This window comes from Microvirga sp. GN3 (assembly GCF_055792825.1).
Genome location: NZ_JBVVAK010000001.1, coordinates 105,497 through 131,679, shown reverse-complemented (window position 1 = coordinate 131,679; position 26,183 = coordinate 105,497). Strand labels below are relative to the sequence as shown.

Annotated in this window: 17 protein-coding genes; 8 read left to right on the top strand and 9 right to left on the bottom strand. The window is 60.1% G+C overall.

Going from position 1 to position 26,183, the window contains the following annotated elements:
- Positions 1-231 precede the first annotated feature (231 nt).
- From treZ to glgX, 4 genes are all read left to right on the top strand, one after another.
- Entirely contained in the window at positions 232-2,052 is a 1,821-nt protein-coding gene (gene treZ / locus ACS5Q1_RS00545) for a malto-oligosyltrehalose trehalohydrolase (RefSeq protein ID WP_473096366.1), read from the top strand.
- On the top strand, positions 2,049-6,914 hold the full coding sequence (locus ACS5Q1_RS00540; RefSeq protein WP_473096365.1) for a malto-oligosyltrehalose synthase: 4,866 nt from the start codon (positions 2,049-2,051) through the stop codon (positions 6,912-6,914). The genes treZ and ACS5Q1_RS00540 overlap by 4 nt, the downstream gene beginning before the upstream one ends.
- 145 nt (positions 6,915-7,059) lie before the next feature.
- Complete coding sequence (gene glgB, locus ACS5Q1_RS00535) at positions 7,060-9,306, top strand: 1,4-alpha-glucan branching protein GlgB (RefSeq protein WP_473096364.1); 2,247 nt, start codon at positions 7,060-7,062, stop codon at positions 9,304-9,306.
- Positions 9,307-9,389: 83 nt separating this feature from the next.
- The gene (gene glgX / locus ACS5Q1_RS00530) at positions 9,390-11,600 is read left to right on the top strand and encodes a glycogen debranching protein GlgX (protein ID WP_473096363.1); all 2,211 of its coding nucleotides are present in this window, start codon (positions 9,390-9,392) and stop codon (positions 11,598-11,600) included.
- A gap of 15 nt (positions 11,601-11,615) precedes the next feature.
- On the opposite strand, the gene glgA is transcribed toward glgX, so the two are convergent.
- The 3 genes from glgA to ACS5Q1_RS00515 all read right to left on the bottom strand — a co-directional run bounded on the left by glgA (position 11,616) and on the right by ACS5Q1_RS00515 (position 14,819).
- Entirely contained in the window at positions 11,616-13,064 is a 1,449-nt protein-coding gene (gene glgA / locus ACS5Q1_RS00525; protein WP_473096362.1) for a glycogen synthase GlgA, read from the bottom strand.
- Complete coding sequence (gene glgC / locus ACS5Q1_RS00520) at positions 13,061-14,344, bottom strand: glucose-1-phosphate adenylyltransferase (protein WP_473096361.1); 1,284 nt, start codon at positions 14,342-14,344, stop codon at positions 13,061-13,063. Before glgC ends, glgA begins: the two co-directional genes overlap by 4 nt.
- A 151-nt stretch (positions 14,345-14,495) precedes the next feature.
- On the bottom strand, positions 14,496-14,819 hold the full coding sequence (locus ACS5Q1_RS00515; RefSeq protein ID WP_473096360.1) for a DUF2934 domain-containing protein: 324 nt from the start codon (positions 14,817-14,819) through the stop codon (positions 14,496-14,498).
- 481 nt (positions 14,820-15,300) lie between these two features.
- Between ACS5Q1_RS00515 and ACS5Q1_RS00510 the strand changes: the two genes are divergently transcribed.
- Positions 15,301-16,806, top strand: a complete 1,506-nt coding sequence (locus tag ACS5Q1_RS00510; RefSeq protein ID WP_473096358.1) for a phospholipase D-like domain-containing protein — start codon at positions 15,301-15,303, stop codon at positions 16,804-16,806.
- A 3-nt stretch (positions 16,807-16,809) separates the two neighbouring features.
- Here the strand turns inward: ACS5Q1_RS00510 and ACS5Q1_RS00505 are convergent, their stop codons facing one another.
- The 3 genes from ACS5Q1_RS00505 to ACS5Q1_RS00495 form a co-directional block, all read right to left on the bottom strand.
- Complete coding sequence (locus ACS5Q1_RS00505) at positions 16,810-17,754, bottom strand: lysylphosphatidylglycerol synthase domain-containing protein (RefSeq protein ID WP_473096356.1); 945 nt, start codon at positions 17,752-17,754, stop codon at positions 16,810-16,812.
- A 103-nt stretch (positions 17,755-17,857) separates the two neighbouring features.
- Positions 17,858-18,631: an endonuclease/exonuclease/phosphatase family protein gene (locus tag ACS5Q1_RS00500; protein WP_473096355.1), complete on the bottom strand. Its 774-nt coding sequence runs from the start codon at positions 18,629-18,631 to the stop codon at positions 17,858-17,860.
- Between the two features lie 147 nt (positions 18,632-18,778).
- Complete coding sequence (locus tag ACS5Q1_RS00495) at positions 18,779-19,915, bottom strand: O-antigen ligase family protein (RefSeq protein WP_473096354.1); 1,137 nt, start codon at positions 19,913-19,915, stop codon at positions 18,779-18,781.
- A 725-nt stretch (positions 19,916-20,640) separates the two neighbouring features.
- Between ACS5Q1_RS00495 and serA the strand changes: the two genes are divergently transcribed.
- From serA to ACS5Q1_RS00480, 3 genes are all read left to right on the top strand, one after another.
- A complete protein-coding gene (gene serA, locus ACS5Q1_RS00490; RefSeq protein WP_473096353.1) occupies positions 20,641-21,888 on the top strand; it encodes a phosphoglycerate dehydrogenase in 1,248 nt (415 codons plus the stop codon).
- Positions 21,889-22,277: 389 nt separating this feature from the next.
- Positions 22,278-22,583, top strand: coding sequence for a hypothetical protein (locus tag ACS5Q1_RS00485; protein WP_203443199.1), 306 nt, complete (start codon positions 22,278-22,280; stop codon positions 22,581-22,583).
- Positions 22,584-22,787: 204 nt separating this feature from the next.
- Positions 22,788-23,393 carry a hypothetical protein gene (locus ACS5Q1_RS00480; RefSeq protein WP_473096352.1) on the top strand — a complete coding sequence of 202 codons (606 nt, stop codon included), beginning with the start codon at positions 22,788-22,790 and terminating at the stop codon, positions 23,391-23,393.
- A 15-nt stretch (positions 23,394-23,408) separates the two neighbouring features.
- Here ACS5Q1_RS00480 and ACS5Q1_RS00475 read toward each other — a convergent pair whose 3' ends face one another.
- Genes ACS5Q1_RS00475 through ACS5Q1_RS00465 form a run of 3 tightly spaced genes read right to left on the bottom strand, consistent with a single transcriptional unit; the run spans position 23,409 to position 26,174 of the window.
- Complete coding sequence (locus tag ACS5Q1_RS00475) at positions 23,409-24,377, bottom strand: Rossmann-fold NAD(P)-binding domain-containing protein (protein WP_473096351.1); 969 nt, start codon at positions 24,375-24,377, stop codon at positions 23,409-23,411.
- Between the two features lie 4 nt (positions 24,378-24,381).
- On the bottom strand, positions 24,382-25,344 hold the full coding sequence (locus tag ACS5Q1_RS00470; RefSeq protein ID WP_473096350.1) for a pyridoxal-phosphate dependent enzyme: 963 nt from the start codon (positions 25,342-25,344) through the stop codon (positions 24,382-24,384).
- Complete coding sequence (locus ACS5Q1_RS00465; protein ID WP_473096349.1) at positions 25,341-26,174, bottom strand: M20/M25/M40 family metallo-hydrolase; 834 nt, start codon at positions 26,172-26,174, stop codon at positions 25,341-25,343. The genes ACS5Q1_RS00470 and ACS5Q1_RS00465 overlap by 4 nt, the downstream gene beginning before the upstream one ends.
- Between the last annotated feature and the right edge of the window lie 9 nt (positions 26,175-26,183).

Sequence of the window (26,183 nt, the reverse complement as noted above, 5' to 3'; positions counted from 1 at the left end):
CAGCGACCCCCAGCGCCATAGGCAGTCGGGCTTACAACTCTCTGCCCCCTGAACCGGTTCCGCGGCAATTTCAGAAAATTAGCGATTACCTCAAACTGCCTATGCGATCGAACTCCGGTGACATGGATAGCGTTGCAGAAAATCCGAGCTTGGCAGTTTTTTTGATCTGAGCCGGAACCTTGCATTAACATGTCCGTTCGCAAGAGCTTTCCTCGATCTTCCGGAGATCTGATGCGGCGCGTTCACTCCATGCCCTTTGGGGCAGAGATAACCTCCGAAGGCGTTCGCTTTGCCCTATGGGCGCCGACGGCGCGCGAGGTGCGTCTGGTGCTTGATGGTATAGAGCGTCCGCTGAAGGCAGATGGTGACGGATGGTATCGTCATGTCTCAGAGGACGCGCATGCCGGAAGCCACTATGGCTACAAGATCGATGGCAACCTTATTGTGCCCGATCCGGCGTCCCGCTTCCAACCCGACGACGTTCACGGACTCAGTCTCGTGGTCGATCCGCAATCCTTCGAATGGTCAGAGACTTCGTGGGAGGGCCGGCCATGGGAGGAAGCCGTCCTGTACGAGGTCCATGTGGGCACGGCCACGCCGGAAGGCACCTATGCAGGCTTGATGAGCAAGCTTGCTCGCTTACGCGACCTTGGCATTACGGCGATCGAGCTCATGCCGATCGGCGAGTTTCCGGGTCGACGCAACTGGGGCTATGACGGGGTCCTGCCCTATGCGCCGGACGCAGCCTATGGAAGCCCGGAGGATCTCAAGCGTCTCATCAAGCGTGCGCACGAGCTTGGCCTCATGGTTTTCCTCGATGTGGTGTACAACCATTTCGGCCCGTCGGGAAACTATCTCCACGCCTATGCCAAGACGTTCTTCACGGAGCGCCATCCGACGCCGTGGGGCGCCGGCATCAATGTGGACGGCGAAGGTAGCCGCGTGGTGCGCGACTTCTTCATCCATAACGCGCTCTACTGGCTGCAGGAGTACCACTTCGACGGCCTGCGCTTCGATGCAGTCCATGCCATCACCGATGATGGCAAGCCGCACTTCATCGAGGAACTGGCGAACCGCATCCGGCAGGCGATCCCTGACCGTCATGTTCACCTGGTACTTGAGAACGAGGCCAACCAGGCGCGCTGGCTCAATCGTGACGACCGCCGGAGGCCGAAGCTTCACACGGCACAATGGGCGGACGACATCCACAACTCCTGGCACGCCCTCCTGACCGGCGAGAACGAGGGCTATTACGAGGACTATGCCGACAAGCCGCTCCAGCACCTCGGGCGCGCCTTGGCAGAAGGTCTCGCCTATCAGGGCGATCCGTCCCCGCACAAGGATGGCGTCATTCGCGGTGAGCCCTCAGGACATCTGCCGCCGTCGGCGTTCGTAGCCTTCCTTCAGAATCACGATCAGGTCGGGAACCGCGCCTTCGGTGAACGCCTGTCACATCTGATCCCGCCGGAGCGCTTCGCTCTCACTCACGCGATCTTTCTCCTTTCTCCACAGATCCCGCTTCTGTTCATGGGTGAGGAATGGGCGGCGTCAACACCGTTCCAGTTCTTCGTCGATTTCGAAAATGAACCGGATCTTGCCAGGGCCGTCCGTGATGGACGGCGGAGCGAATTCCGACGCTTCAAGGCTTTTACGGATCCGGAGATGTCTCAGAAGATTCCCGACCCGACGGATCGAAAGACCTGCGAGAACTCCAGGATCGACTGGTCAGAGACCGAGCGGTCGCCGCATCGGGAAGTTCTGTCACAGACCCGTCATCTGCTCGATCTGAGGCGGACTGAGATCGTTCCTCTACTCAAGAGCGAATATCGCGGCTCTCATTACAAGGTCTCACCGGAAAGCATGCTCGACGTGACCTGGACCTTCGCCGACGACAAACTCCACCTTCTCGCGAATTTTGGCGACAATCCCATGAATGGGAACATTGAGGAAAATGCTCGCGTGCTGTGGTCGAGCCAAGGCATCGATGCGAAAGGAAAAAGTCTTCAACTCCCACCCTGGTCCGGAATCGTCGTGAAAGGGCAATCGGCATGAGCAAGCTGGACGCTCTCTTGGAGCGCATGGCCGCCCTTGTCGGTATCGCCCCTGACTACACCGATGCCTTCGGCAAAAGCGTCCAGACCGGTTCGGCAACGCGGCAAGCGTTGCTAGCCGCCCTCGGGCTCGACGTCACATCTGAGTCCGACGCACAGGAGAGCCTCGCCCGGCTGGAACGCTTGAAGAATGGTCTGCTTCCAGCAGTCGTCACGATCAATGCGGAAAATCCCTCGACAATCGAATTTCATATTTCGCCCGGGCAGCAGGCATGGATTCTGATCGAAGAGAATGGCGCGGTCCATGAGGGATGGCTCGCCAAGGATAACGACGCTTTGGACCTTCCTGCCTTGCCGATGGGCTATCACCGCCTTCGGTTGGGTGACAAGGAGACGACCGTCATCGCCGCACCACCCCGATGCTGGGAACCCGAGGCCTTCCAAGGCGACGCAAAACTGTGGGGCGCGACGGCTCAGATCTACTCGCTACGCTCGGAACGCGATTTCGGCATCGGGACCTATTCCGATGTGGCGCTCCTCGCCGAGAACATCAGTCGCCTCGGCGGCGCGTTCCTCGGACTCAGTCCCGTTCATGCGCTCTTCGCATCGGATCGCTCCAAGATATCGCCCTACTCTCCATCCTCGCGCCTCTTCATTGAGTCCATCTATATCGACCCAACCGCAGCCGAAGGCTTCGTCGAGAGCGGCGCTCAAGCGCTTCTCGAGGATCCGAAAATGCAGGAGCGACTAGCACGGCTGCGAAGCGCTCACCTCATCGACTATGCCGAGGTCTGGTCCACCAAGCGCCCGCTTCTCGATGCCCTCTGGACATATTTCCAGAAGTCCGGCGCCTCCCCCGCCTTCGAGGCGTTCCGGCGCACAGGCGGTGAAGCATTGGAAGCGCACGCGACTTTCGAGGCGCTCTCCGAGCACCTTAAGGAACAGGGCCAGTTCTGGGTTGGCGAGTGGCCTGAGGAGTATCGCTCGGTCCATTCCGTGGCCGTGAGGCGCTTTCGTTTGCATCACACGGAGCGTGTGGCCTTCCATGCGTGGCTGCAATGGCTGGCGGACACTCAGCTTCACCAGGCGGCGGAACGGACCCGTACCGCAGGGCTGCCGATCGGCCTTTACCGCGATCTCGCCGTGGGCGCGGATGGCGGCGGGTCCGAGATCTGGGCGGCACCGGAGCGCTACGCTCCAAAGCTGTCCATCGGCGCGCCTCCGGATCCGCTTGGCCCACAAGGCCAGGATTGGGGGTTGCCGCCCTTCAATCCGCTCATCCTGGAGGAGCAGGGCCTCGCGGCTTTCCGCGAGCTCGTCTCGGCCAATATGCGCCATGCCGGCGCCATTCGCATCGACCACGCCTTCCAGCTCCAGCGCCTATTCCTGATCCCTGCCGGTGCTCCGGCCTCTCAGGGCGCATATGTGGATTATCCGTTCGAGGCCATGCTGGCGGTGCTACGCGTCGAGAGCCACCGCGCTTGCTGCCTCGTGATTGCGGAGGATCTCGGCACGGCGCCGAAGGGTTTCTCCGATGCCATCATGGAATCCGCCGTCCTCAGCTACCGGGTGCTGCCTTTCGAGAGGGAGGGATCGGCCTTCAAGAGGCCGCAGCAATATCCTCGCTCTGCTCTGGCCGTCATCTCCACGCATGATTTGCCGACCTTCACCGGCTGGTGGCGCGGCCTCGACATTGACCTGCGCCAGACATTTGGCATCTTCGAGCTGACACAGGCTGCCAGTGAGCGCATCGCGAGGGCTGCCGACAAACAGCGCCTGACAAGAGCCCTTGCAGAGGAAGGTCTCCTCCCCTCGTTTCAGATTCCGGAGATGGCCCCGCTTGAAGAAACGGTCCGTTATCTCGCCCGCACGTCCTCAGTTCTCATGGCTCTGCAGATCGAGGATGGCTCGGGCGAGCTGAACCAGCCCAACCTGCCGGGCATGGATGTGGGGCACCCCAATTGGCGCCGGCGCCTGTCGAATACGATCGAAGCCATCACCTCGCCCGGAAATCTGATGCCTAAGCTCGCGGTCGCTCTGGCGGAGGACGGACGAGACGTCCGTTCCCGTCGAAACATCGTCGCTTCGCCTCCGCCGCGGGCTACCTATCGCCTGCAGTTTCACAAGGACTTCACCTTCGACGATGCGGTGACGATCATGCCGTATCTGGCGAAGCTCGGCATCAGCCACGTCTATTCCTCGCCGATCCAGACGGCCGCACCCGGATCTACCCATGGCTATGACATCGTCGATCACTCGACCATCAATCCGGAGCTCGGCGGAGAGGACGGATTCCGCCGCCTCTCGGAAGCGTTGAAGGAGCACGGCCTTAAGCTCCTGCTCGATATCGTGCCGAACCATATGGGTGTGGGCGGGAAGGATAACGGCTGGTGGCTATCGGTGCTGGAATGGGGCCAGTTCTCGCCGGTAGCCCACGCCTTCGACATCGATTGGGAGCGACCCGGCGCCGACGGCAAACTGATCGTTCCATCCCTGAGTGGGCTCTATGGGGACGTCTTGGAGAAAGGCGAACTCCAGCTGAAATTCGACCCAGTTGAAGGCTCGTTCAGCGTCTGGCACTGGGAGCATCGCTTCCCGATCTGCCCGACGACCTATCCGGTCGTGCTCGACCATGCGCTAGTCGCTCTCAACGATCAGGCGAAGGCTGGTGAATTGCGCATCCTCACCGAGCGCTTTCGGGTGTTGAACGGTCGAACCTCGCAGAAAGATTGTGTCTCCCTGCCGGAAGTAGCTGAAACGGCGAAGCGCGCACTCGCTCAGACGGTCGCAGCCTCACCAGCGATCAGAAAGGCTATCGACGGCGCCATTGCGGCCATCAATGGCGTTTCCGGCCATCCCGAAAGCTTCAATCCCCTGCATCGCCTCCTGGAGGCCCAGATCTACCGCCTGTCTTACTGGCGTGTGGCATCGAGCGATATCAACTATCGCCGCTTCTTCGACATCAACACGCTGGCAGGCATTCGGGTCGAGATCCCGGAGATTTTCGACAAGACGCACGAGCTCATATTCCGTCTCGTGAATGAGAGCCTCGTCGACGGTCTTCGGATCGACCATATCGACGGTCTCGCTGATCCTGAGGGCTATTGCCGCACTCTTCAACGGAAGGTGGGGCCGGGCTTCTATGTAGCGGTCGAGAAGATTCTGGAGCCGGGCGAGGAGCTGCGTCCCTGGCCCGTCGCCGGAACATCGGGCTACGAGGTACTCAACCTCATCGACGGCGTGCTGGTGAATGCTGAGGCAGGCGCCACGTTCGAGCGCATCTATCGAAAAGCCTCGGGCCTTCAAGACTCCTATGACGAACTGCTGAGACAGGCCAAGACCGATATCACCGAGAAGAACTTCGCCAGCGAGCTGGAGGTTCTGGTCTCGGACATCAAGACAATCGCTGATGCCAGCCGCCGTACCCGCGACTACACGGCATTTACCCTGCGCCAAGCCCTTGTCGAGATCATCGCGGCCTTTCCGGTTTATCGCAGCTATCTCCGCGATGCAGACCCATCGGCTGGAGATGCGCGGCTGATCGAGGCGACGATCCGGACGGCGCAACAATCCAGCACCCTGGCGGATCGCAGTGTGCACGATTTCATCGCCACTGCCCTTCTAGGCAAAGCAGTCGCAGATCCGGCCGATATCCGCCGCTTCCGGCGACGGTTCCAGCAGCTGACAGGCCCCGTCATGGCAAAGAGCCTGGAGGACACCCTGTTCTATCGCTATGGCCGCCTGATCGCGCTCAATGAAGTCGGCGGCGATCCGGGTCATTTCGGCCTCTCTCCGGAAGCCTTTCACCAAGCCAATGCAGACCGCGTCCGCAATTGGCCACATGCGATGATCGCCACCGCGACGCATGACACCAAACGCGGCGAGGACGCGCGGGCACGCCTGCTCGCTCTCTCGGAGATGCCAGAAGGATGGGTGCAGGCTCTCGATCTCTGGCGAGAAATTGCAACTCCTAACCTGTCTGAGGTGAATGCTGCACCAGCGCCGGACGCCAACGATCAGGTGATCCTGCTTCAAGTCCTCCTCGGTGCTTGGCCCTTGGAGCTTATGGAAGGAATCGACAGCAAGCAGCTAGCCACGTTCCGGGGACGCATGGAGGAATATCTCATCAAGGGTCTTCGGGAAGCCAAGTGGCACACAAGCTGGGTCGCGCCGAACGAAGCTTATGAGGGAGCAGCCCTCAAGCTTCTGCGGGCTCTGCTCGACCCTCGTAATTCCTTCATCGAGCATTTTAAGCCTCTTGCCCGGCGTCTCTCTCTTCTTGGCATGCTGAATGGTCTCTCACGAATCGTCCTGAAAATGACGTTGCCGGGCGTGCCCGACATCTATCAGGGTACCGAGTTCTGGGACTTTTCCCTCGTAGACCCGGACAACCGGCGGCCTGTGAACTACAAAACCCGCATTCAAGCTCTAGATGAGAACGAGCCATTCACGGCTCTGATGAAAAACTGGTCCGACGGACGAATTAAGCAGCGCATCCTCGCCCGGCTGCTTCATGATCGTGCAGCCTCTCCAGACCTGTATGCCGAGGGTAACTACAGGCCTTTGACGACCAACGGCGAACGGGCGTCTCACCTGCTTGCCTATATCAGGCGGCACGGCGAGACGGCACTCGCCGTGATCGTGCCTCGCCTCGGAAGCGAACTAATGAGCAAGGAAGACCTCTTCCCCGATCCGGCCGTCTGGAGAGGTACGACAATTGCCCTGTCCCGCGGGCGCTGGCGAAACGTGCTGACAGGAGACGATATTCTCATCGACACGGATCAACACGAGGTCTCGTCGCTCATGGGTTCTCTCCCCTTTGCGGTCCTCAAGCGCGAGGATGATAAGAACGATCCGCATTAACAAAGAGCGTCGGCATGTCCGCCACTTGGCCTCACTGCTTCTGGTCCGAAGCGGGACCTGCTCCATAATGAAATCTTCAAAGGCAGCGAAGGAACAAGCCGCTTCGGTGGTGTCTATGGAACAGCATATGAAGGGGAATATCCGGATGGATCAGCATCGTGGAGGATCCCAGAGCGCACCAAAGCGCCGGGCCGAACCGCCATCAGTTGCCGAGATCATCAATTCGGGCGACCCCTTCTCCGTCCTCGGTCCTCATGAGATTTCACCCGGCCAATGGGAAATCCGTGCTATCCTGCCGGATGCCGATGCCGTGACGGTGCTGGATAGGGATGGACAGACCGTTCTCAGCACAATGGAGCGGATGCCTCCGGATGGCCTGCTCGTCGCTTCGCTCCGCGCCTCCGGCCGACCTGACTACAGGCTGCGGATCGGGCGGCAGGGTTATACCGAAATCCGACATGATGCCTACAGCTTCGGCGCATTTCTTTCCCATGACGACCTCATGCGGATCAGCGATCCTACAAGCGATACGGTCTACACAAAGCTCGGCGCACATTTTCTCGATCTCGGAGGAATCCAGGGCTTTCTCTTCACGGTCTGGGCGCCAAATGCCCGTCGGGTGAGCGTTGTCGGCGACTTCAATTCCTGGGACGGGCGCTGCCATCCCATGCGCCGCCGCCATGAACATGGGGTCTGGGAGCTGTTCATCCCGGATGTCACGCCGGATCAGCGCTACAAGTTCGAGATCATTGGCCTTCACGGAAATCTTCTTGCCCTCAAGGCCGACCCCATCGCCTTTGCCGCGGAGCACCCGCCAGCAACCGCTTCCGTTCTCAAAGGCGCACCGAGCTTCGACTGGCAGGACGCGGATTGGATGGCCTCGCGATCCGCGCAGAACCACCGCAAGGCGCCGATGTCGATTTACGAATGCCACCTCGGCTCGTGGGCCCGCGTGCCGGAGGAAGGCAATCGTTATCTCACCTATCGCGAATTGGCTGTACGGCTCATCCCTTACGTGAAAAATCTCGGCTTCACGCATATCGAGCTTCTGCCGATCACTGAATATCCCTTCGATGGCTCATGGGGTTATCAGCCGATCTCGCTTTATGCGCCGACGAGCCGCTTCGGTATCCCAGAGGATTTCGCGGCATTCGTGGAGGCAGCGCATGCCGCCGGGATCGGTGTGATCCTCGATTGGGTGCCGGCGCACTTCCCGAACGACCCGCACGGATTGTCCTATTTCGACGGCACGCATCTTTATGAACATGCCGATCCGCGCTTGGGCTTCCACCAGGATTGGGGCACCTACATCTACAATTTCGAACGCCAGGAGGTGATGAGCTTCCTCATAGCGAATGCCCGTTTCTGGCTTGAGCGCTATCACCTCGACGGATTGCGGGTCGATGCTGTCGCCTCCATGCTCTACCTCGATTACTCGCGCAAGCCAGGAGAATGGATCCCCAATCGCTACGGGGGTAACGAGAATCTCGGCGCCATCGACTTCATCCGTAAGATGAACGAGGTCGCCTATGCCACTTCGCCGGGTGCCGTCACCATTGCAGAAGAATCCACAGCCTGGCCGGGCGTTTCGCAGCCAACCTACACGGGGGGTCTCGGCTTCGGGTTCAAATGGAACATGGGCTGGATGCACGATACCTTGCGTTACATCAGCAAGGATCCCGTATTCCGCCAGTATCATCATCACGATCTGACCTTTGGCCTGCTCTACGCCTTCTCCGAAAACTTCATCCTGCCCTTGAGCCATGATGAGGTCGTGCACGGCAAGGGATCTCTCCTCGGCAAGATGCCGGGCGATCAATGGCAGCGTTTTGCCAATCTTCGCACCTATTTCGGCTTCATGTGGGGGCATCCCGGCAAGAAGCTTCTGTTCATGGGCGGAGAATTCGCGCAGGAGCGGGAATGGAACCACGACGAGAGCCTCGATTGGCATCTCCTTGACAACTCTTACCACAAGGGTGTGCAGACTCTCATCGGAGACCTGAACCGCGCCTACCGCTCCATTCCTGCCCTGCATGAGCGCGACTGCGAGGCGAAGGGATTCGAGTGGCTCGTGGCCGATGACCGTGACAACAGCGTCATCGCATGGGCGCGGCGTGGCGATCACGATAAATCCCTTGCCATTGTCGTGTCGAACTTCACGCCCGTTCCGCGTGAAGCATATCGCATCGGCGTCCCGCTGCCGGGCTTCTATCGCGAGGCAGTCAACACGGACGCTGGCCTCTATGGCGGCAGCAACATGGGCAATCTCGGCGGGGTCCTGGCCGAGAATACTCCGAGCCACGGCCAGCCATGCTCGCTCACCCTGACAATCCCGCCTCTGGCGACACTCATCCTCGTACTGGACGATGAGAGCTCCAGAGTGAACATATAGTTCCGCTTGCGCGGGACTTAACCCGAGGCTCGTGCGTTGATGACATGAAGGTTTTTCTCCGTCTGGCTTTTTGAGATTCCCGAATGAATGACAAGGTCGATACCAATGAGCTCTCGGCAGCTCAGATCGTTGCTCCCAACATGAGGCGCACATCCCGCGTGCGCGAAGGTTTACCCTACCCGCTTGGGGCGACCTGGGATGGACTGGGTGTCAACTTCGCGATCTTTTCTGCCAATGCCACCAAGGTCGAGCTCTGCCTGTTCGATCTGGAAGGCCTCAACGAACTGGAGCGGGTCGAGCTGCCGGAATACACGGATGAGGTCTGGCACGGCTACCTGCCGGATGCGCGTCCTGGGACGACATACGGCTACCGTGTTTACGGCCCTTATGAGCCTAAGGAGGGTCACCGCTTCAATCCGAACAAGCTCCTTCTCGATCCCTATGCACGGCAGCTTGTGGGCGACCTTATCTGGAACCCTGCGCTGTTCGGCTACATCATCGGATCATCGGATGCCGATCTGTCCTTCGACAAGCGAGACAGCGCGCGCTTCATGCCCAAATGCCGCGTCGTTGAATCGGCCTTCACCTGGGGACGTGTGCGCCGGCCGCAAATTCCGTGGGAACGTACGATCGTTTACGAAACGCATCTGCGCGGCTTCACCATGCAGCACCCGGCCGTTCCCAGGGAACTGCGCGGCACCTTCTCGGGCCTGATGCAGCATGAAGTGATCGAGTACATCAAGAACCTCGGCGTCACCGCCGTCGAGTTGCTTCCCATCCACGCCTTCGTGGATGACAGTTATCTCATTGAGAAGGGTTTGCGGAACTACTGGGGCTACAACACCATCGGATACTTCGCGCCGCAGCCGCGCTATCTTGCAACGCCCTTCGTGAACGAAGTGAAGGAGATGGTGAGCCATCTTCACGATGCCGGGATCGAGGTCATTCTGGATGTGGTCTATAATCACACGGCCGAGGGTAACGAGCTTGGGCCGACCCTGTCCTTCAAAGGGATCGACAACGCATCCTATTACAGGCTTGCTCCCGACAAGCGCTACTACATTAACGACACCGGTACCGGGAACACGGTCAATCTCAGCCATTCCCGCGTCCTGCAGATGGTCACGGACTCTTTACGCTACTGGGCGCAGGAGGTGCAGATAGACGGCTTTCGATTCGATCTCGCGACCATTCTCGGCCGCGAGCCGCATGGCTTCGATGAGGACGGACGTTTCCTCGATACTTGCCGTCAGGATCCCGCGCTCAGCCAGGTCAAGCTCATTGCCGAGCCATGGGATTGCGGCCCCGGTGGCTACCAGGTCGGCCGTTTCTCACCCGGATGGGCGGAATGGAACGACCGTTACCGCGACACGGTACGAGCCTATTGGAAAGGCGATGAAGGGAAGCTTCCGGAACTCGCCTCGCGCCTTACTGCGTCGGCGGATATTTTCAGCAAGCGTGGACGCAGACCCTGGGCTTCCGTCAACTTCATCACCGCCCATGATGGCTTCACGCTGAACGATCTCGTGTCCCACAATGAGAAGCACAACGAGGCGAATGGCGAGGACAACAAGGACGGACACGATCACAACCTGTCCTTCAACAATGGTGTCGAAGGACCAACGGACGATCCGAAGATCCATACACTGCGCCTGCGTCAGATGCGCAACATGCTCGCCACCCTGCTCTTCTCACAGGGAACACCCATGCTGCTTGCGGGCGACGAATTTATGCGAACTCAACAGGGCAACAATAATGCCTATTGCCAGGATAACGAGATCTCCTGGATCGATTGGGAGGGGATCGATGAGAATGGCATCGAGCTTCTTGAATTCACCCGCAAGCTCATCCGGCTGCGCCAGGACCTTCCCATCCTGCGAAGAGGCCGGTTCCTGTCCGGCGTCTACAATGAGGAACTCGACGTCAAGGATGTGACGTGGCTCACGCCCGCCGGAGACGAGATGACGCCAGAGCACTGGCAAGACCCAAATGCCCGCTGCATCAGCATCCTGCTCGATGGTCGCGCCCAGCCGACAGGCATCCGCCGGCGAGGCACGGACGTGACCCTGCTGCTGATTCTGAATGCGCATCATGATGTGGTGAAGTGCATATTACCGGAGGTGATAGGCGGAGAGGCCTGGATGTGCCACATCGATACCAATCAACCCGATCTGGACGCACCTACCGAATTCAGGTTCCGCAAGGAATATACCGTGACCGCTCATTCCCTGCTTCTCTTCCAGCTCAAGCCGGAGAAGCAACGCAAGCCGGAGAGGAAAAAGAAAGGCTCTTGATCGGGCGCCTTTCTCTCATGCTCGAAGATACGAGCGGTAGAGGCTGACATATTGCCTTGCAGGGCGATGCCAGCTCACATCGGCTCCCATGCCGTTCACCTGCAGACGCTGCCACGCGCTCTTGTCGCGCCATAAGCTTTTCGCCCGGTCGAAGGCATCCAAGGCTCCGCCAAGATTGACAGGCCCGAACTGGAATCCGGTTGCGGCACCGGCGGCGACGGCCATCTCGTTGGCATCAATGATCGTGTCAGCCAGCCCGCCCACGCGTGAGACGATGGGGATGCTTCCATAGCGCATGGCACAGAGCTGCGTCAGTCCGCAGGGCTCGAACCGCGACGGGACGAGAAGCGCGTCGCTCCCGCCTTGAATCTGATGAGCCAACGCTTCGTCATAGCCGATAAAGCATCCGACCTGGCCAGAATAAACGATACGTGCAGTCTGGAAACTGTCCTCCAACGCTTTGTCGCCTGCTCCCAAAAGGGCTAATTGCGCCCCGTCCGCGAGCAGCCGCGAGAGGCCCGCGAGGACGAGGTCGAGACCTTTCTGTTCCGACAGGCGGCTGACGACACCGAACAGGAGTGCATCGGGATCAGGCTTCAGCCCGAGCCGTTCCTGCAGGGCTCTCTTGTTGACGATCCGTGCCTCAAGGCTGTTGCGGTCATATGGGCGTGCGAGGTGCGCATCCGTCGAGGGATCCCACACCTTGTCATCGATACCGTTGAGAATACCGGACACGATATTCGCGCGGGAACGCAGCAATCCGTCGAGCCCCATGCCACCCTCAGGCGTCTGGATTTCCTTGGCATAGGTAGGAGACACGGTCGTGATACGGTCGGCGAGCTGGAGTCCCGCCTTCAGAAAACCGATCTGCCCGTAATATTCGACCCCATCCACCGTGAAGACGCTGGTGGGCAGGCCAAGCTCGAAGAGAAGATCGGCCGGAAAGATGCCCTGAAAAGCAATGTTGTGAATGGTGATGACCGTGCCGGGGCGCGGGCTGTCGGTGAGGCTCAGATAGACCGGCACGAGGCCGGCCTGCCAGTCATGGGCATGGATGACATCGGGAACAAATCCCGGTGTTAGCCCCTGCCCGATATCGGCCGCCACCCGCGACAGCGCTGCAAAACGCCTCGCATTGTCCGGCCAGTCCCGTCCATTCGGCGCGAGATAGGGTGAACCGGGGCGCTCGAAGAGATGGGGAGCTTCGATCACGAAAAGGTCGAGTCCGCCTGCCCTGCCCGACAGAAGACGACCATATCCGCCGAAGAAGCTTGGATAAGCGTGCAGGGACTCAAAGTGCTCCAGCGCTTTCAGCACTGCCGGATAGCCGGGAACGAGCGTGATGACCGTCACGCCTTCTTCTGCAAGCGCGGATGGCAAGGCGCCGACCACATCGGCCAGTCCGCCTGTCTTGATGATGGGAAAGACCTCTGACGCAACCGACAGAACGTTCAGAGGCTTCATCCGGTCAATCTCTCGATCATCGGCTTGGTGATGAGGCAGATACCCTTTTCGGTGCGGCGGAAGCGCTGCGCATCCAACTCGGGATCTTCGCCCACCACCAGCCCATCGGGAATGCGCACGCCACGATCGATGACCACGTTCTTCAGCCGAGCCCCGCGGCCGATCTCGACGTAAGGGAGAATGACGGCGCCGTCCACATCGGCATAGGAATGCAGATGTACGGCCGTGAAGACAAGTGACCGGCGCAGAGCCGCACCGGAGACGATGCAGCCACTCGAAACCAGTGAGTTGATAGCATTTCCGCGCCTGCCATCCTCATCGTGAACGAATTTTGCTGGCGGCCATGTCTCGGAGAATGTCGAAATCGGCCAGTCGCGATCATAAAGGTCGAGAGACGGGACGATAGCGGTCAGATCGATATTGGCCTCCCAATAGGCATCGACCGTGCCCACGTCGCGCCAATAGGCCTCCGCATCACTGCCGCCGGCTTCGGCACCCGAGCGAACGCAGGAGCGTGTGAAGCGGTGCGCTACTGCTTTTCCGTGCTGAACCAGATAAGGGATGATGTCCTTGCCGAAGTCCCGGTTCGAACCCGGTGTGGCGGCATCGCGCTGCAATTGCTCGAACAGAAACTGGGTATTGAAGACGTAGATGCCCATGCTTGCCAGCGCCATGTCCGGCTTGTCGGGCATGCCTGGCGGATCTGCGGGCTTTTCGAGGAACGAGACGATGCGGTCCGTGGCGTCGACGGCCATCACGCCGAATCCGGTCGCCTCCATGCGCGGCACCTCGAGACAGCCGACGGTCACATCGGCTCCCGAGTCGACATGCTGGCGCAGCATGATCTCGTAATCCATCTTGTAGATATGATCACCGGCCAGGATGATGATGTATTCTGGGCCATTGCTCGCAATGATGTCGATGTTCTGATACACCGCGTCGGCCGTTCCCTCGTACCACATGGTCTCGGACACCCGCTGGCTGGCCGGCAAGATATCGAAGCTCTCGTTGCGTTCAGCCCGGAAGAAGTTCCAGCCGCGCTGGAGGTGACGGATGAGGCTATGCGCCTTGTACTGCGTCGCCACCCCGATGCGCCGGATGCCGGAATTCAGTGCATTCGACAGCGCAAAGTCGATGATCCGTGTGTTTCCACCGAAATAAACGGCGGGCTTGGCGCGGATATCGGTCAGTTCCATCAATCGACTGCCGCGTCCACCGGCGAGAATGTATGCCATCGCATGGCGGGCGAGAGGGGCGTAGGAAACGCTGGAATTAGGCAAGACCGGGTCCTCACATCAACGGCAGCCACCTGCCCGCTCTGTAGACGCTGAAGCCGATCACAAGTTCTTAGCGCGTGTTCCGGTTTCAGTTTTACTCCTGCCCCCTGGGCCTCCGGCCGCACAGGTCGAAGGCTCATGTCATCTCTTTCATTCAAGTCACTCGGGTCGTGCGCTTGCGCTTCGGTGGCACGACGGGCGTCTCGCCTTCTGCAACAGGAGCGGCCGCAGGGCTGCGCTTCTTGCGAGTTTTCGGCGCCGCCGGGGCGGGAAGTTCTTCATCCGCCGTCGCGCTCGTCATACCAAGAGGTGCCGGGTCGATGATGGGCGCCTTCGTGCCCCCCACCTCATCGCCCTCGCCGAGAATTTCCTGCTCTGCCTGATACCAATATTCATCAGCGCGGCCATGAATGCTCCCGTGCCGCATCCAAAGCTCGTATGCCCGTTCACGGATTCTTTCTTCGAGGTTCTTGTCCATGATCGCCCTACATCCTGATGCGTGCCTCGCCCTGACGACGCGCCAAGCGAACTGGTCTCTCTCCAGCCACAAGATTACGCGTTCATCGGAAATGAACTATGTAAATTATTAGGCAGCTCCCGCGAATGGCAACGGCTGCACGCTCAATCTGCGGCAAATGTTTGCCCAGCGCATCGTGCGAAAAGGTGGGTCCACTTTTGGGTCCGATGCTCATCATCAAAGCTGGCGCATCGTTGGACCCAATCCGAGGGGCCGCACGATGCGCTAGGAATGAAACGGCATCAGCTGAAGATTTCATCCATCTCTCGACCGGATCGGGACATGTGCAGCCTTACAATTTCCAAAGATTTGCCTCGAGACCAACCGTCAGACGACAGATCACTAGCGGATGCAGATCTGAGCAACAGGGATGCAAATCCGGGATTGGGCGGTCGGAACCTTGGCTTCAGTCCCGAGTTGGCAAGATATTCCGCCCAAAAACGTGGCTGACGTGCAACTTTTGGAAGAAACGACGAGCAGGCAGGCACTCGACATCGCCCGCGAGGCCACACAGGTCCCGGCAGGTCCGATCCTGCGTCCGGGGCAGAATTGCTGGCGCGTGGCTCAGGCCGACAGGGCCAGCGTTCTGATCGACGGGGCTCCTTATTTCGCTCATCTCGAATCTGCATTGCGGAAAGCTCAACGGTCGATCCTCATTATTGGGTGGGATTTCGATGGCAGCATCCGCCTTCGCCCGGATGCCAGTGCCGAGGTTTCTCCGCCGCTCGGCCCGTTCCTCCGATCGCTTGTCGAGGAACGGCCCGATCTGGAAGTTAGGATTCTCGTCTGGAGCATTGCCGTCGTCCATGCGCCAGGCGCGCCAGGCCCGCTGATCTTCGGCGCAGACTGGCAAAACCATACGCGGCTACAGGTCAAGCTCGACACGCATCATCCGCTCTATGCAGCCCATCACCAGAAGATCGTCTGCATCGACGACACTCTGGCGTTCGTCGGAGGCATGGACCTGACCGTCGAGCGCTGGGACACCTGCCGCCATGCCTGTGACGATCCGATTAGGCTGAAAGACGACGGAAGCATCTACGAACCGGTTCACGATCTCCAAATGGCTGTGGACGGCGACGCTGCGCGGTCTATCGCCGAAATCGGTTATGAGCGCTGGAAGTTTGCGACCGGCGAAGAGTGTACGCCGTCTACGAACGGATCCGCCCCTTGGCCATCCGACCTCGTGCCCGATTTTCGCAATGCGCCAATTGCCATCGCCCGAACCTATCCGGCTTGGGGCGAGCAGCCGGCCGCCGGCGAGGCCGCGGCACTGACCCTGGACGCCCTTTCGGCTGCGAAGAAGATGATCTACATCGAAGCACAGTACATGACGGCGCCATATGTCGGCGACGTTCTCGAGCGGCATCTCGCCGATCCTGACGGCCCTGAAATCGTCGTCATCCAGACCCACGAGTCTCACGGCTGGGCCGAGGAGTTGGTCATGGGCACCAACCGCGACCGATTGATCCGCCGCCTGCGCAAATGCGACCATCACGACCGGCTGCGAGTCTATTACCCTGTCACCCCCGATGGCGAGGGCGGGGAATGCCAGATCCTGATCCACTCCAAGCTCATCATCATCGATGACGTGCTTTTGCGCGTCGGATCCTCGAACCTGAACAACCGGTCGATCGGTCTCGACAGCGAATGCGATGCCGCCGTCGAGGCGACGACGGAGGAGATGCGCCAGACCATCGTCCGGCTGCGGAACCGCCTGCTCGCGGAGCATCTGGAGGTCGATCTGGAGATCTTCGCCCGGACCCTTGAGTGCGGGGGAGGATCCGTCATCAAAGCCATCGAGCAGCTCAATACAGGTGAACGCGGCCTTCGGGCCTTCACGGCCATGTCGGATAACGGTCCAGACGTGCCGGCGACAGGCACCGGACTCCTGGATCCACTCGAGCCCTTCGAGCCTCTGTCCCTGTTCAGGCGGCGTAAGGAATAGGGATCAAGCCTTCGCCCCGATCCCGGTGTCAGCCCCGTAAACACGGCCTCTGTGACGGTAGAACAATTCCGTCACCGCAAACAGAATGCTTCCCAAGACGAGCGGCACGAGGAAATAGACGAACCGGAACACCAGGAGCGACCCGATCAGGTCATTCTGCGGCAGCAGATACATGACCACGCTCTCGATGACGCCGAGCCCCCCGGGAACATGGCTGACGAGGGCTGTCGCATTGGCGATCACATAGACGGACGCCACACCAAGATAAGCCACCTCGGCAACAGCCGCGAGCGCCTGATGCAGACAGGCCGCCACGAAGGCAAAGTTGATGGAGCCGACCAGGACCTGCCCGATGGCAAGCTTGAGCGGCGGGATCTCAAGAGTCCAGCGTCTGATCCGCAGCGGCCTTCGCAAGATGGCGGAGAGGATCAGGTACACCGCAGGCAGCGCAAGGCAGCCGATGCTGAGAGCAATGACGACCGGCTGCGTGAGCCCTGTAATCTCCATCGCCAGTCGGGAGCGCAATAGGAGCGCCGCGCCGCCTAAGACCATGAGGCCAAGTCCGACCGTGATGCCACAGAAGATGATCACCTTGGCGACCTCTCCGGTCCTCAAGCCCCAACGGCTGTAGAAGCGGAAGCGGACTGCACCGCTGCTCAAGGCGGCCAAACCGATATTGTGACCGAGGGACAAGGCCATGAAGGAGGCTAGAGCCACTTTCGGATAGGGCAGCGGCCGCCTCACGTAGTGCAGGGCCAGATAGTCGAAGAAGGTCAGAGACAGATAGCTCGCGGCGGCGAACCCGGCCGCGCCCAGGAGCCTTGGCACGGGCACGGCCGCAACGGCGGCGATCAGCTGGTCCAGGCTGTAGCGGCTGAGCGTGCGGTAGAGCAGGAAGGCTGCGAGGCCGATGGCTGCCGCAGCAATCACATATTTCCAGTTCCGCATTCGCTCTCCTTAGCGTCGTAGGCCCGTTCACCGCGGACGGCACCACTCCAAGGGCTCAACGCGATGAGGCGATGTGCGATCCGTAACGTTGCGGGGAACCCACCTATTCCTGCGCATAAGCGAAGCTCGGCTTGTGCCCCGTGCCATGGGCGATCTGGAACTCGACCATGAGAGGCAGGTGATCCGAGGCAACCCGCGCGAGGGGTGTCCGCACGGTTTCCACACGCAGGACGCGGATCGAACGGCTGACGAAGACATGATCGATACGCACGAATGGCAGGCGGGAGGGAAAGGTTGCCTTGGGCCGCGGAAGCTGGGTCTGCACCTGCGCATCCAAGAGACATGAGGCGAGACGCCGATAGACCCTGGATCGAGGGGTGGCATTGAAATCGCCTGCCAGGATCACCGGTTCCCGGCAGGCCCGATGGCCGAGCCAGTGCGGGCCCAGCAGGGTATCGGTCTGCGCCAGCCGCTCGTGCCGGCGTAGGCCCAGGTGGGTGTTGATCACCTGCACCTCGCTCCCGCCCAGCTGGATCGAAGCCCAGAGGGCTCCCCTCGGCTCCAGCCGTGGCCTGCGGGCCCATCCTGGAAGCGCTTCCGCCTTCACCAGCTGCGATGGCCGGTGGGTCAGGATAGCATTGCCATATTCCTCTTCCAAAACCCGCAGGCTGGCATGGAAATGGACGTTCATCCCGAGCGCCTGCGCGATCGCATGGGCCTGATCGATCCCGCCGGTGCGGAGGCGTCCGACATCGAGTTCCTGAAGTGCAACCACATCCGGCTCATAGGCAGCGATCACATCCGCGATCCGTGAAGGGGAAAGCCGACCGTCCGTCCCGAGACAGCGGTGCACGTTGTAGGTCAGGATTCGCGGCACTTGGCCCCCTGTCTCATCCCTCCCCGCGCACGCGGTTTCTATCTGGAGGGTCCATTCAATCCGATTTGAAGCCAAACTCGGATTGGAGGGGATTGGATCCCACGAAGCCTGACAATTCAGGCAGAGAGGCCCTTCAATCGCTCGATGCTAATCCCGCGGCCTCGAATGGCCCGGATCGAGGGTCAGGAACGCAGTGGCAACGGCAATCGCGGCAATCCACCAGCCCTGCCAAGCGCCATGGCTGACAAGCGCGATCGCGCTTGTCGACATGAGAGTCATGAGGCCCGCGCGACGGATATCGGCTGGTGCGCCGGAAAGGCTCTTCAGCACCCAGAGGACGAGCGCGGACAAAAGGACAGCGCCGATTGCCCCCAGCTCGACCCATGCCTGCAGGAATGCGTTATGAGGATGACCGACTTTCAGCATTTGCCGGTAGGCGGGGTTGATTTCGGCTGCGACCGGATGGCTGCCCATATGCGGCGACGACGCGAAGCCGGTCCCAAAGATCGGGTAATGGCGGGCGACATCGCTGAAGGCCTGCCAGAGTTCGATGCGCTCCCGCGAGTGCCCTCCCTTGGTCGCCTCGATCGCCTTGTCGGGTACCAAGCTGGCGACGGCGTTTCCGAAGAAGGGCTGAATCCAGATTAGCCCGAGAAGGACGACCGCGAGAAAGCGTTTCACCCAGACGAAGGGAGCGTAGCTCAGCGCGAATGTCCCGGTAGCGGCCAGCAGGCCAAGCTTAGCAGCCTCGCTGTCGGAGACGATGATGGTGGCCACGATTCCGAGCAGGAGACCTAAGAAAAGCGCCCGCTGCCTGTGAAAGCCCACCAGGACGAGGACCGGCCCGAGCAGGAGAAACAGGGTCACGACCGGCCTGTTGTGAATGAAAGTACCGATACGCTCGGGGAGAAATCGTCTCAAAGGAAAGTCGAGCAGGAGTTCGGCGGCGATCAACCCTGCGGCGATCAGCATCGTCCTTGCAAGGGCTCCGACCATCCACCGGGGCGGGGGGGCTGCGCGCCAGCTCACGATAAGGATCGCGCTTGAGACGGCCGGGAGCACCGCTTCGCCCCAGGCAAACAGACCCAGGGCCGGCCTCATCGCCCAACTGAGTGAGATCAGAGGATAGGCAGCCGCACAAAGGACGAGAATGAGGACGCCTGTCCGCTGCCCTGCCAGCACCGCACGATAAGAGCCGATGGCGCCGGAGGCGAGACGCGAGGCAAGCACGAAAAGAGCGGCACAGGCCAGAAATAAAGGTGAGGAGCGATTGGCGACCGCCATCGCTATCGGCAGCAGAACAATCAACCCGTGGCCGATATTATCCAGATGAACGCTAAGATTTTTATGTTTATCAGAAGCCGAACAGAGAGATGTTTCTTCTGAATTTATATGATCAGGCACGCCGGCGGCATTTTTTTGCTTAAGACCTTCTCTATGCTCCGCGAACATGCACACTCTCGTTATTCAAAAGCCTAAAATCCGATAATCCCGTTTTCATGCGCATCTGACCGTCGCCAGACGAGCGGCGGCTATCAGTAAGCGAGACGCAACAATATTCATAGTCCAGCCAATCCTCCCTGAAACGGTGGAATGTCGCTCCTCGGCAGCATTCTACGATAACCGATCGGCCAAGTTCGCTGCAATGGAAGGGGGACCTGATGGAATACCAAGCAACGCTTGACATCTGTGGCATGTCGCCCCGGGACCGGGGCTCGCCCGCTGCAGGATCGATGATAGAGCCGACCGCGATGGCTGCGGCTCAGAAATGGAACGGGAGCCGTGCGTACATCCGGCAACGGCTCCCGCCTCCTTGACCGGTCGCCGCTGCAACCGGATTGGCTCATCATATCCCAGACCGACCCGGGCGGGACGGTGCATAGGAGGTATGGGAGTCCCTCGCCCGAGGGCGCCCTCCCCTCCGGGGCATAGGCACGATGCGCCAAAAGGGGCTTGCACCACCGCTCCCGCGCGGTATGGCATGCCAGCGCACGCCAAACGGAGCCGACATGTCCGAGATGTTCTCTCTGCAGAAAGACAAGATCCGCGTTCTTTTGCTCGAAGGAGTGAACGACAGCGCTGTCGAACTGATCAGAGGCGCCGGTTACACGAACCTGACCTATCTCAAGACTGCCCTCGACGAGGATCAGCTGATCGAAGCGTTGCAGGGTATCCATCTGCTGGGCATTCGCTCGCGCACGCAGCTGACGGCCAAGGTTCTGGAAGCCGCGAACAGGCTGATCGCCGTCGGCTGCTTCAGCGTCGGCACGAACCAAGTCGACCTGGAAGCCGCCCGGCATGCAGGCATTCCGGTCTTCAACGCCCCCTTCTCCAATACCCGAAGCGTTGCCGAACTCGTGATCGGCGAGATCGTCATGCTGCTGCGACGCACCTTTCCCAAATCCACCGCAGCTCACGTGGGACAATGGGACAAGTCCGCCGCCGACAGCCACGAGGTGCGGGGCAAGACGCTCGGCATCGTCGGCTACGGCAATATCGGTTCGCAACTCTCGTACCTGGCCGAGGCCATGGGTATGCGGGTCATCTTCTTCGACCAGACCGACAAGCTTCGGCACGGCAACACGGAGCCTGCCGACAGCCTGCATGCCCTGTTGAACCAGAGCGATGTGGTGAGCCTCCATGTTCCCGAGACGCCGGCTACGCACGGCATGATCGGCAAGGCCGAGATCGCGGCGATGAAGCAGGGCGCCTATCTGATCAACAACAGCCGGGGAACCGTGGTCGATCTCGACGCACTGGCCGAGGCTCTCAGCAGCGGACATCTGCGTGGTGCGGCCGTGGACGTGTTTCCGAGCGAACCGGCCTCGAACAAGGAGCCCTTCGTCACGCCGCTGCAAGGCCTCTCGAACGTTATTCTGACACCACATATTGGCGGCTCGACGGAGGAAGCGCAGGAGCGCATCGGCGCGGAGGTCGCAAAGAAACTTGTCGAATATTCCGACGTCGGCACGACGATCGGAGCCGTCAACTTTCCGCAAGTGCAGCTCCCGTCGCGCCCTACCGGTACACGCTATATCCATGTGCATCGGAACGTGCCCGGCATTCTCGGGCGCCTCAACAATGCCTTCTCTCAGCGCGGCCTCAACATCACGGGTCAGCACCTGCAGACGGATGGCGAGATCGGCTATGTCGTGATCGAGGCGGAAGGTCTGCCCGAGCAAAGCCGGGAGACCCTCGATGAGATCCGCACCCTGGACGGAACCATTCGAGCACGGCTGCTCTATGCAAGGGGATAACCTGTATCATTCCCCTAAGGAGCTTCCTGAAGCATTTGCACGGAAGTCATGGTACCGTCGGATACTCTCCTCTCCGAGGGATATGAGTGCATGCTGTTGGGAGCAGACGTGGAAACGTGATTGCCGATGTTCAGGTGAAGTTGCGTCGCTTCTTGCGGCAGATAGTGGCCAAACTCACCCGCGCAGCGGGTCTGCCTAAGATTGTCGCGGATGACTCGGAGGCCGTGCTTGGTCAACCGCCTTCCGCGAATGCCGACGTTCATTTGGACGAATCGGATCGCCTTTCATCCGCGCTTATCTCCGTCAGCAAGTCGCTCCGACGCCATGTTGCCGAAGACTTTCAGCCCCTCGCGCCCTCAAGCATTGAAGATTTGGGACGTCCGAACGACATGAACGCCTCCGTAGATACTCTCGCCGAACAGATGCTGACCCTGGTGGAGATCGTTTCGGCCCAGGAGAGAGACATCAAGGCTCTCAAGGAGCAGTGCCGCCGGCTCGAGGAACACGATCAGGCCATCGCCGTCGCCTTCTCGACCTTCTTCCACGTCCTTTCGGCCGGCCGCGTCGCCAAGCTGAGCGAGATCGCCCATATCCTGAACAACATCATCAAGATCGCCGAACAGGAGGGCCGCCCGCCCGCTTCCATCAAGTTCCTCCAGGACCTCGCTGCCATGCTTCCGGACGATCAGCGCTGAGAAGTGATCGAGACACGCGCCGAAGCGTCAGACAATTTCCCTAGCACGATGGAAATCGGCCCCATCATTAACCACCCGTTAACCATGCTCCTTCACCTTGAGGAAACTGCCACATTGGAGCTGCCGGTCGTTTCGGCCTGAGCATTTCGGTTCATCCACACGGCCCATTCGCAACCGAAGCACCAGAGGCGAAGGAAGCTGTTGATGTCGATGGACAGGGCCGAGGCTGCGGTCGAAATGGCGATCGTCAAGCACGTTGCGAATTCCTTTCAGCGGACCAGTCGGGACGGGACGACCGACACTATCGTCGTCCAGGTCCGCAACCGCATTACGGACAGCTTTCAACCCAGCGATTTCCAGACCGAACAGGACAACCAGCCGCCTGCGCTCGTGGCATTCTACCGCCGCATCGCTGCCGCTTTCACCCCGATTGCGCGGGAACCTGATACGTCGGAAAGAACATCGCGCCTGAGCGATATCAAGGGCTCTCTTGAAACCCTGCGCGGTGCTCTGCCCTCCATGGCACAAAGGTCCAGGCTCGACCATGCCAGAGGCCATCTCTTGATCGAACGGCAGCAATTGCTCGTGAAGAACGAATTGACCGAAGGTTTCGGACGGATAGAAACCTGGATCCTCTCCATCGCGTTTCTGGGTCTCGTTCTCCTGGATGCAGTCAGCATCCTTTGGGCCCTGCCCTTTCTTGGTCTGAGCATCTGCAGAGCCTGGTATCTCGACAGGCAATGCAAGCGCCGCCTCAAGAAAATCGCGGACATCGATGCTCTGCTCGGCCGCATCGAGCGGGCAGGCTGATCAGTGATATCGGCCTTATGATCCCTTCAGAATGGCCGATGCCATCGCGATATCCTGAACGGCCAATCCTGAGAAGGTTGAAACGGTAATCTGGCCTGCCGTCGCACGCCCTTGCGCCGTTCCCACAACAATCTCACCGATCTCGACAACCTTGCTTATGGCAGAGATATCAGTGCCGCAGGCGTGCCCCAGTTCCCCGCGTGATTGGGCCTGGTGCCTGCTGTCTGTCACAACAACGTCGGCGTTGCGAATGATGGCCTCATTCAGCTCCTGCTTGTCCGGACTATCGGCTCCGATGGCCGTGATATGAGTGCCGGGCCGAATATCACTCCATTGGAGGAGCGGCGATGGGCTGGCTGTTGCGGTGACGATCAGACGGCAGCGAGACGCAACCTCTGACGGCGATGACACGATCTCGACGGAAAAATCCTTGTCCCGCATCCGTCCCGCATAGGCCGATGCTCGCTCGGCATTGCGGCCCCAGACCACGATGCTGCGGCAGGGACGAATGGATTGCAGCAGTTGCACCTGCAGTTCCGCCTGGATGCCGCAGCCGAGGACACCGATCGCGTCAACTCTCTCAGGCGCAAGATATTTTGCGGCGACTGCGCCGGCTGCAGCTGTACGCAAATCCGTCAGTCGTCCGCGATCATTGAGCACTGCGGCCAGTTCGCCAGTTTCCTTCTTGAAGACGAGAAGCAGGCCGTCGCTGCTGCTGAGGCCTCTTGCTGGATTGTTCCAGAATCCGGAGGCGATCTTGATCACATAGGTGTCGCCGCTCGTCAGATATCCATACTTGATATGCACCTCGCCAGGCGGATCGGTCAGGAGCAGCTCACCGGGCGCCGGAATCACCGCTTCGCCACGGGAGAAGGCGGCGAACGCGCCCTCCATCAGACCGACCAGATCCAGACCTTTAAGGCGCTCCTCGATCTGCGGAAGATCGAGAAAGGTGATCGGAGATACAGCAGCGATAACGCTCATGATCCTAGCCGTTCAAAATGGAGAAGATCTTGTCGCGGTCAAAATTGGCACCGCAGAGCACAACGATGTTCGTCTGCCCTTTGCAGCACTCGGCAACTTTAAGGAAGCCGGCAAGAGCAAGGGCAGCCGCGCCCTCGACGATCTGGTTCTCCTTGAAGGCGAGGTCCTTGAGAGCGTCAACAATCTCGGTCTCCGTGCATGTGACGACCTCGTCGATGACGGAGAGCGCGAGCGGCAGCGTGATGCTGTCTTCGTCCATGCCCCCGGCAACGCCGTCGGCAAGCGTGTCGAGATGCTCAGTTTCGACCACACGTCCCGCCGCCATGGATGCAGCGAGAGCGGCCGAATTCTGGGCCGCCACACCGTAAATCCGCGTGTGCGGGCTGAAGCTCTTGAGCACGGAGCCGATGCCGCCGATCAGACCGCCGCCTCCCATGGCAACGAAGATATTGTCGATGCTCTCGGCCTGTTCGAGCAATTCCAGGCCTATCGTTCCCTGCCCGGCAACGATCTCGGGATCGTTATAGGGGGAGACATAAGCCAAGCCGTGTGAGACTGCCTCCTGCTGCGCGTAAGCTTCTGCCAAACCGCTCTCGGCGCCGTGCAGGATCACATCCACATTGAAGGAACGGATCCGTTCGAGCTTGGCCCGGGCAACATTCTCCGGCAGCACAACGGTCAAGGCCTGACCGATGGAGCTCGCAGCCTGGGCCGATGCGATGCCATGATTGCCGGACGACGCCGTGATGACCCTCTGGTCGAGCCCGAGCGATGTCATCTTGCTCACAGCGCCCCGGATCTTGAAGGAACCCGTGAGCTGAAAGTTCTCGGCCTTGAAGAAAACGGGGGATCCTGTGTCACGGCCGATCTGACGAGATGGCAGCAAAGGTGTCTCGAAAATATGCGGGCGGATGCGCCGACGCGCCTGGATTGACCGTGCGGCGGATTCGAGAACAATGTTGCTCATGGTGTCACTCCGTCTGCAGGATAGGCTGGCTCCAGGTTGGTCTTCGTCCTCAATGCGGCCGCTCGCTCCGCGAGCCTCTCGAAGAGCGCGGCAGAACATTCGATCATCGTCTCGAACTGCTCGATGATGATGTTTTCATTCGGCGAATGGAGCATGGCCCCGTGATGGGTGATGCCGATACCGACAATGTTCGCTCCGAGCTGCTCGACGAAGGGATGGGCCGTCCCGGAGGCCGGTGAACTCGGCTGCACGATGACGGGATGCCCGAAATGCTTCTCCAGAATCTCTTTCGCATCGCGAATGAACCAATGATCCGTCGGCGAGCGGACCGGCTTCACATTGGCATCGTGAACAATGAGTTCGATGTCTTCAAAGCCGTGTCGATCGAGATGGGCGCGAAGGAGGCTCACGACATGCTGCGGATCCTGATCGGGAACGAGCCGGAAATCGATTTTGACGGAGCCTTCGGCCGGCAGCACAGTCTTGGCCCCCTCCCCCACATAGCCGCCAGCGAAACCGTTGACGTTCATGCACGGTTCGAAATTCATCGCCTGATAGAAGTTCGCTTCGTCGATGCCGTCCAGAACCTGCTGTCCGCCCGTTGCCTCGACCAGGCTGTCGAATGAAAAGGGAGGTTTGGTCACGAGATCCCGATCCTCCTGTGCCGGCTGCCGGATAGCATCGTAGAAGCCATCGATCAGAATGCGGCCCGATCTGTCGCGCAGGGAAGCCGTTGCGGCGGATAGCCGCCACAGCGGGTTGTCGAAAACCGCCCCGAGGCTCGAATGCAGGTCCGCCTTGGCCGTCCTGCAGCATAGCTCCACAGCCATGACACCCTT

What these genes read in the sequence shown, in the direction of transcription:
- treZ (WP_473096366.1), top strand. Translation starts at nt 232, where the DNA reads ATGCGGCGCGTTCACTCCATGCCCTTTGGGGCAGAGATAACCTCCGAA.
- ACS5Q1_RS00540 (WP_473096365.1), top strand. Translation starts at nt 2,049, where the DNA reads ATGAGCAAGCTGGACGCTCTCTTGGAGCGCATGGCCGCCCTTGTCGGT.
- glgB (WP_473096364.1), top strand. Translation starts at nt 7,060, where the DNA reads ATGGATCAGCATCGTGGAGGATCCCAGAGCGCACCAAAGCGCCGGGCC.
- glgX (WP_473096363.1), top strand. Translation starts at nt 9,390, where the DNA reads ATGAATGACAAGGTCGATACCAATGAGCTCTCGGCAGCTCAGATCGTT.
- glgA (WP_473096362.1), bottom strand. Translation starts at nt 13,064, where the DNA reads ATGAAGCCTCTGAACGTTCTGTCGGTTGCGTCAGAGGTCTTTCCCATC.
- ACS5Q1_RS00515 (WP_473096360.1), bottom strand. Translation starts at nt 14,819, where the DNA reads ATGGACAAGAACCTCGAAGAAAGAATCCGTGAACGGGCATACGAGCTT.
- ACS5Q1_RS00505 (WP_473096356.1), bottom strand. Translation starts at nt 17,754, where the DNA reads ATGCGGAACTGGAAATATGTGATTGCTGCGGCAGCCATCGGCCTCGCA.
- ACS5Q1_RS00495 (WP_473096354.1), bottom strand. Translation starts at nt 19,915, where the DNA reads ATGGCGGTCGCCAATCGCTCCTCACCTTTATTTCTGGCCTGTGCCGCT.
- serA (WP_473096353.1), top strand. Translation starts at nt 20,641, where the DNA reads ATGTCCGAGATGTTCTCTCTGCAGAAAGACAAGATCCGCGTTCTTTTG.
- ACS5Q1_RS00485 (WP_203443199.1), top strand. Translation starts at nt 22,278, where the DNA reads ATGAACGCCTCCGTAGATACTCTCGCCGAACAGATGCTGACCCTGGTG.
- ACS5Q1_RS00480 (WP_473096352.1), top strand. Translation starts at nt 22,788, where the DNA reads ATGTCGATGGACAGGGCCGAGGCTGCGGTCGAAATGGCGATCGTCAAG.
- ACS5Q1_RS00475 (WP_473096351.1), bottom strand. Translation starts at nt 24,377, where the DNA reads ATGAGCGTTATCGCTGCTGTATCTCCGATCACCTTTCTCGATCTTCCG.
- ACS5Q1_RS00470 (WP_473096350.1), bottom strand. Translation starts at nt 25,344, where the DNA reads ATGAGCAACATTGTTCTCGAATCCGCCGCACGGTCAATCCAGGCGCGT.
- ACS5Q1_RS00465 (WP_473096349.1), bottom strand. Translation starts at nt 26,174, where the DNA reads ATGGCTGTGGAGCTATGCTGCAGGACGGCCAAGGCGGACCTGCATTCG.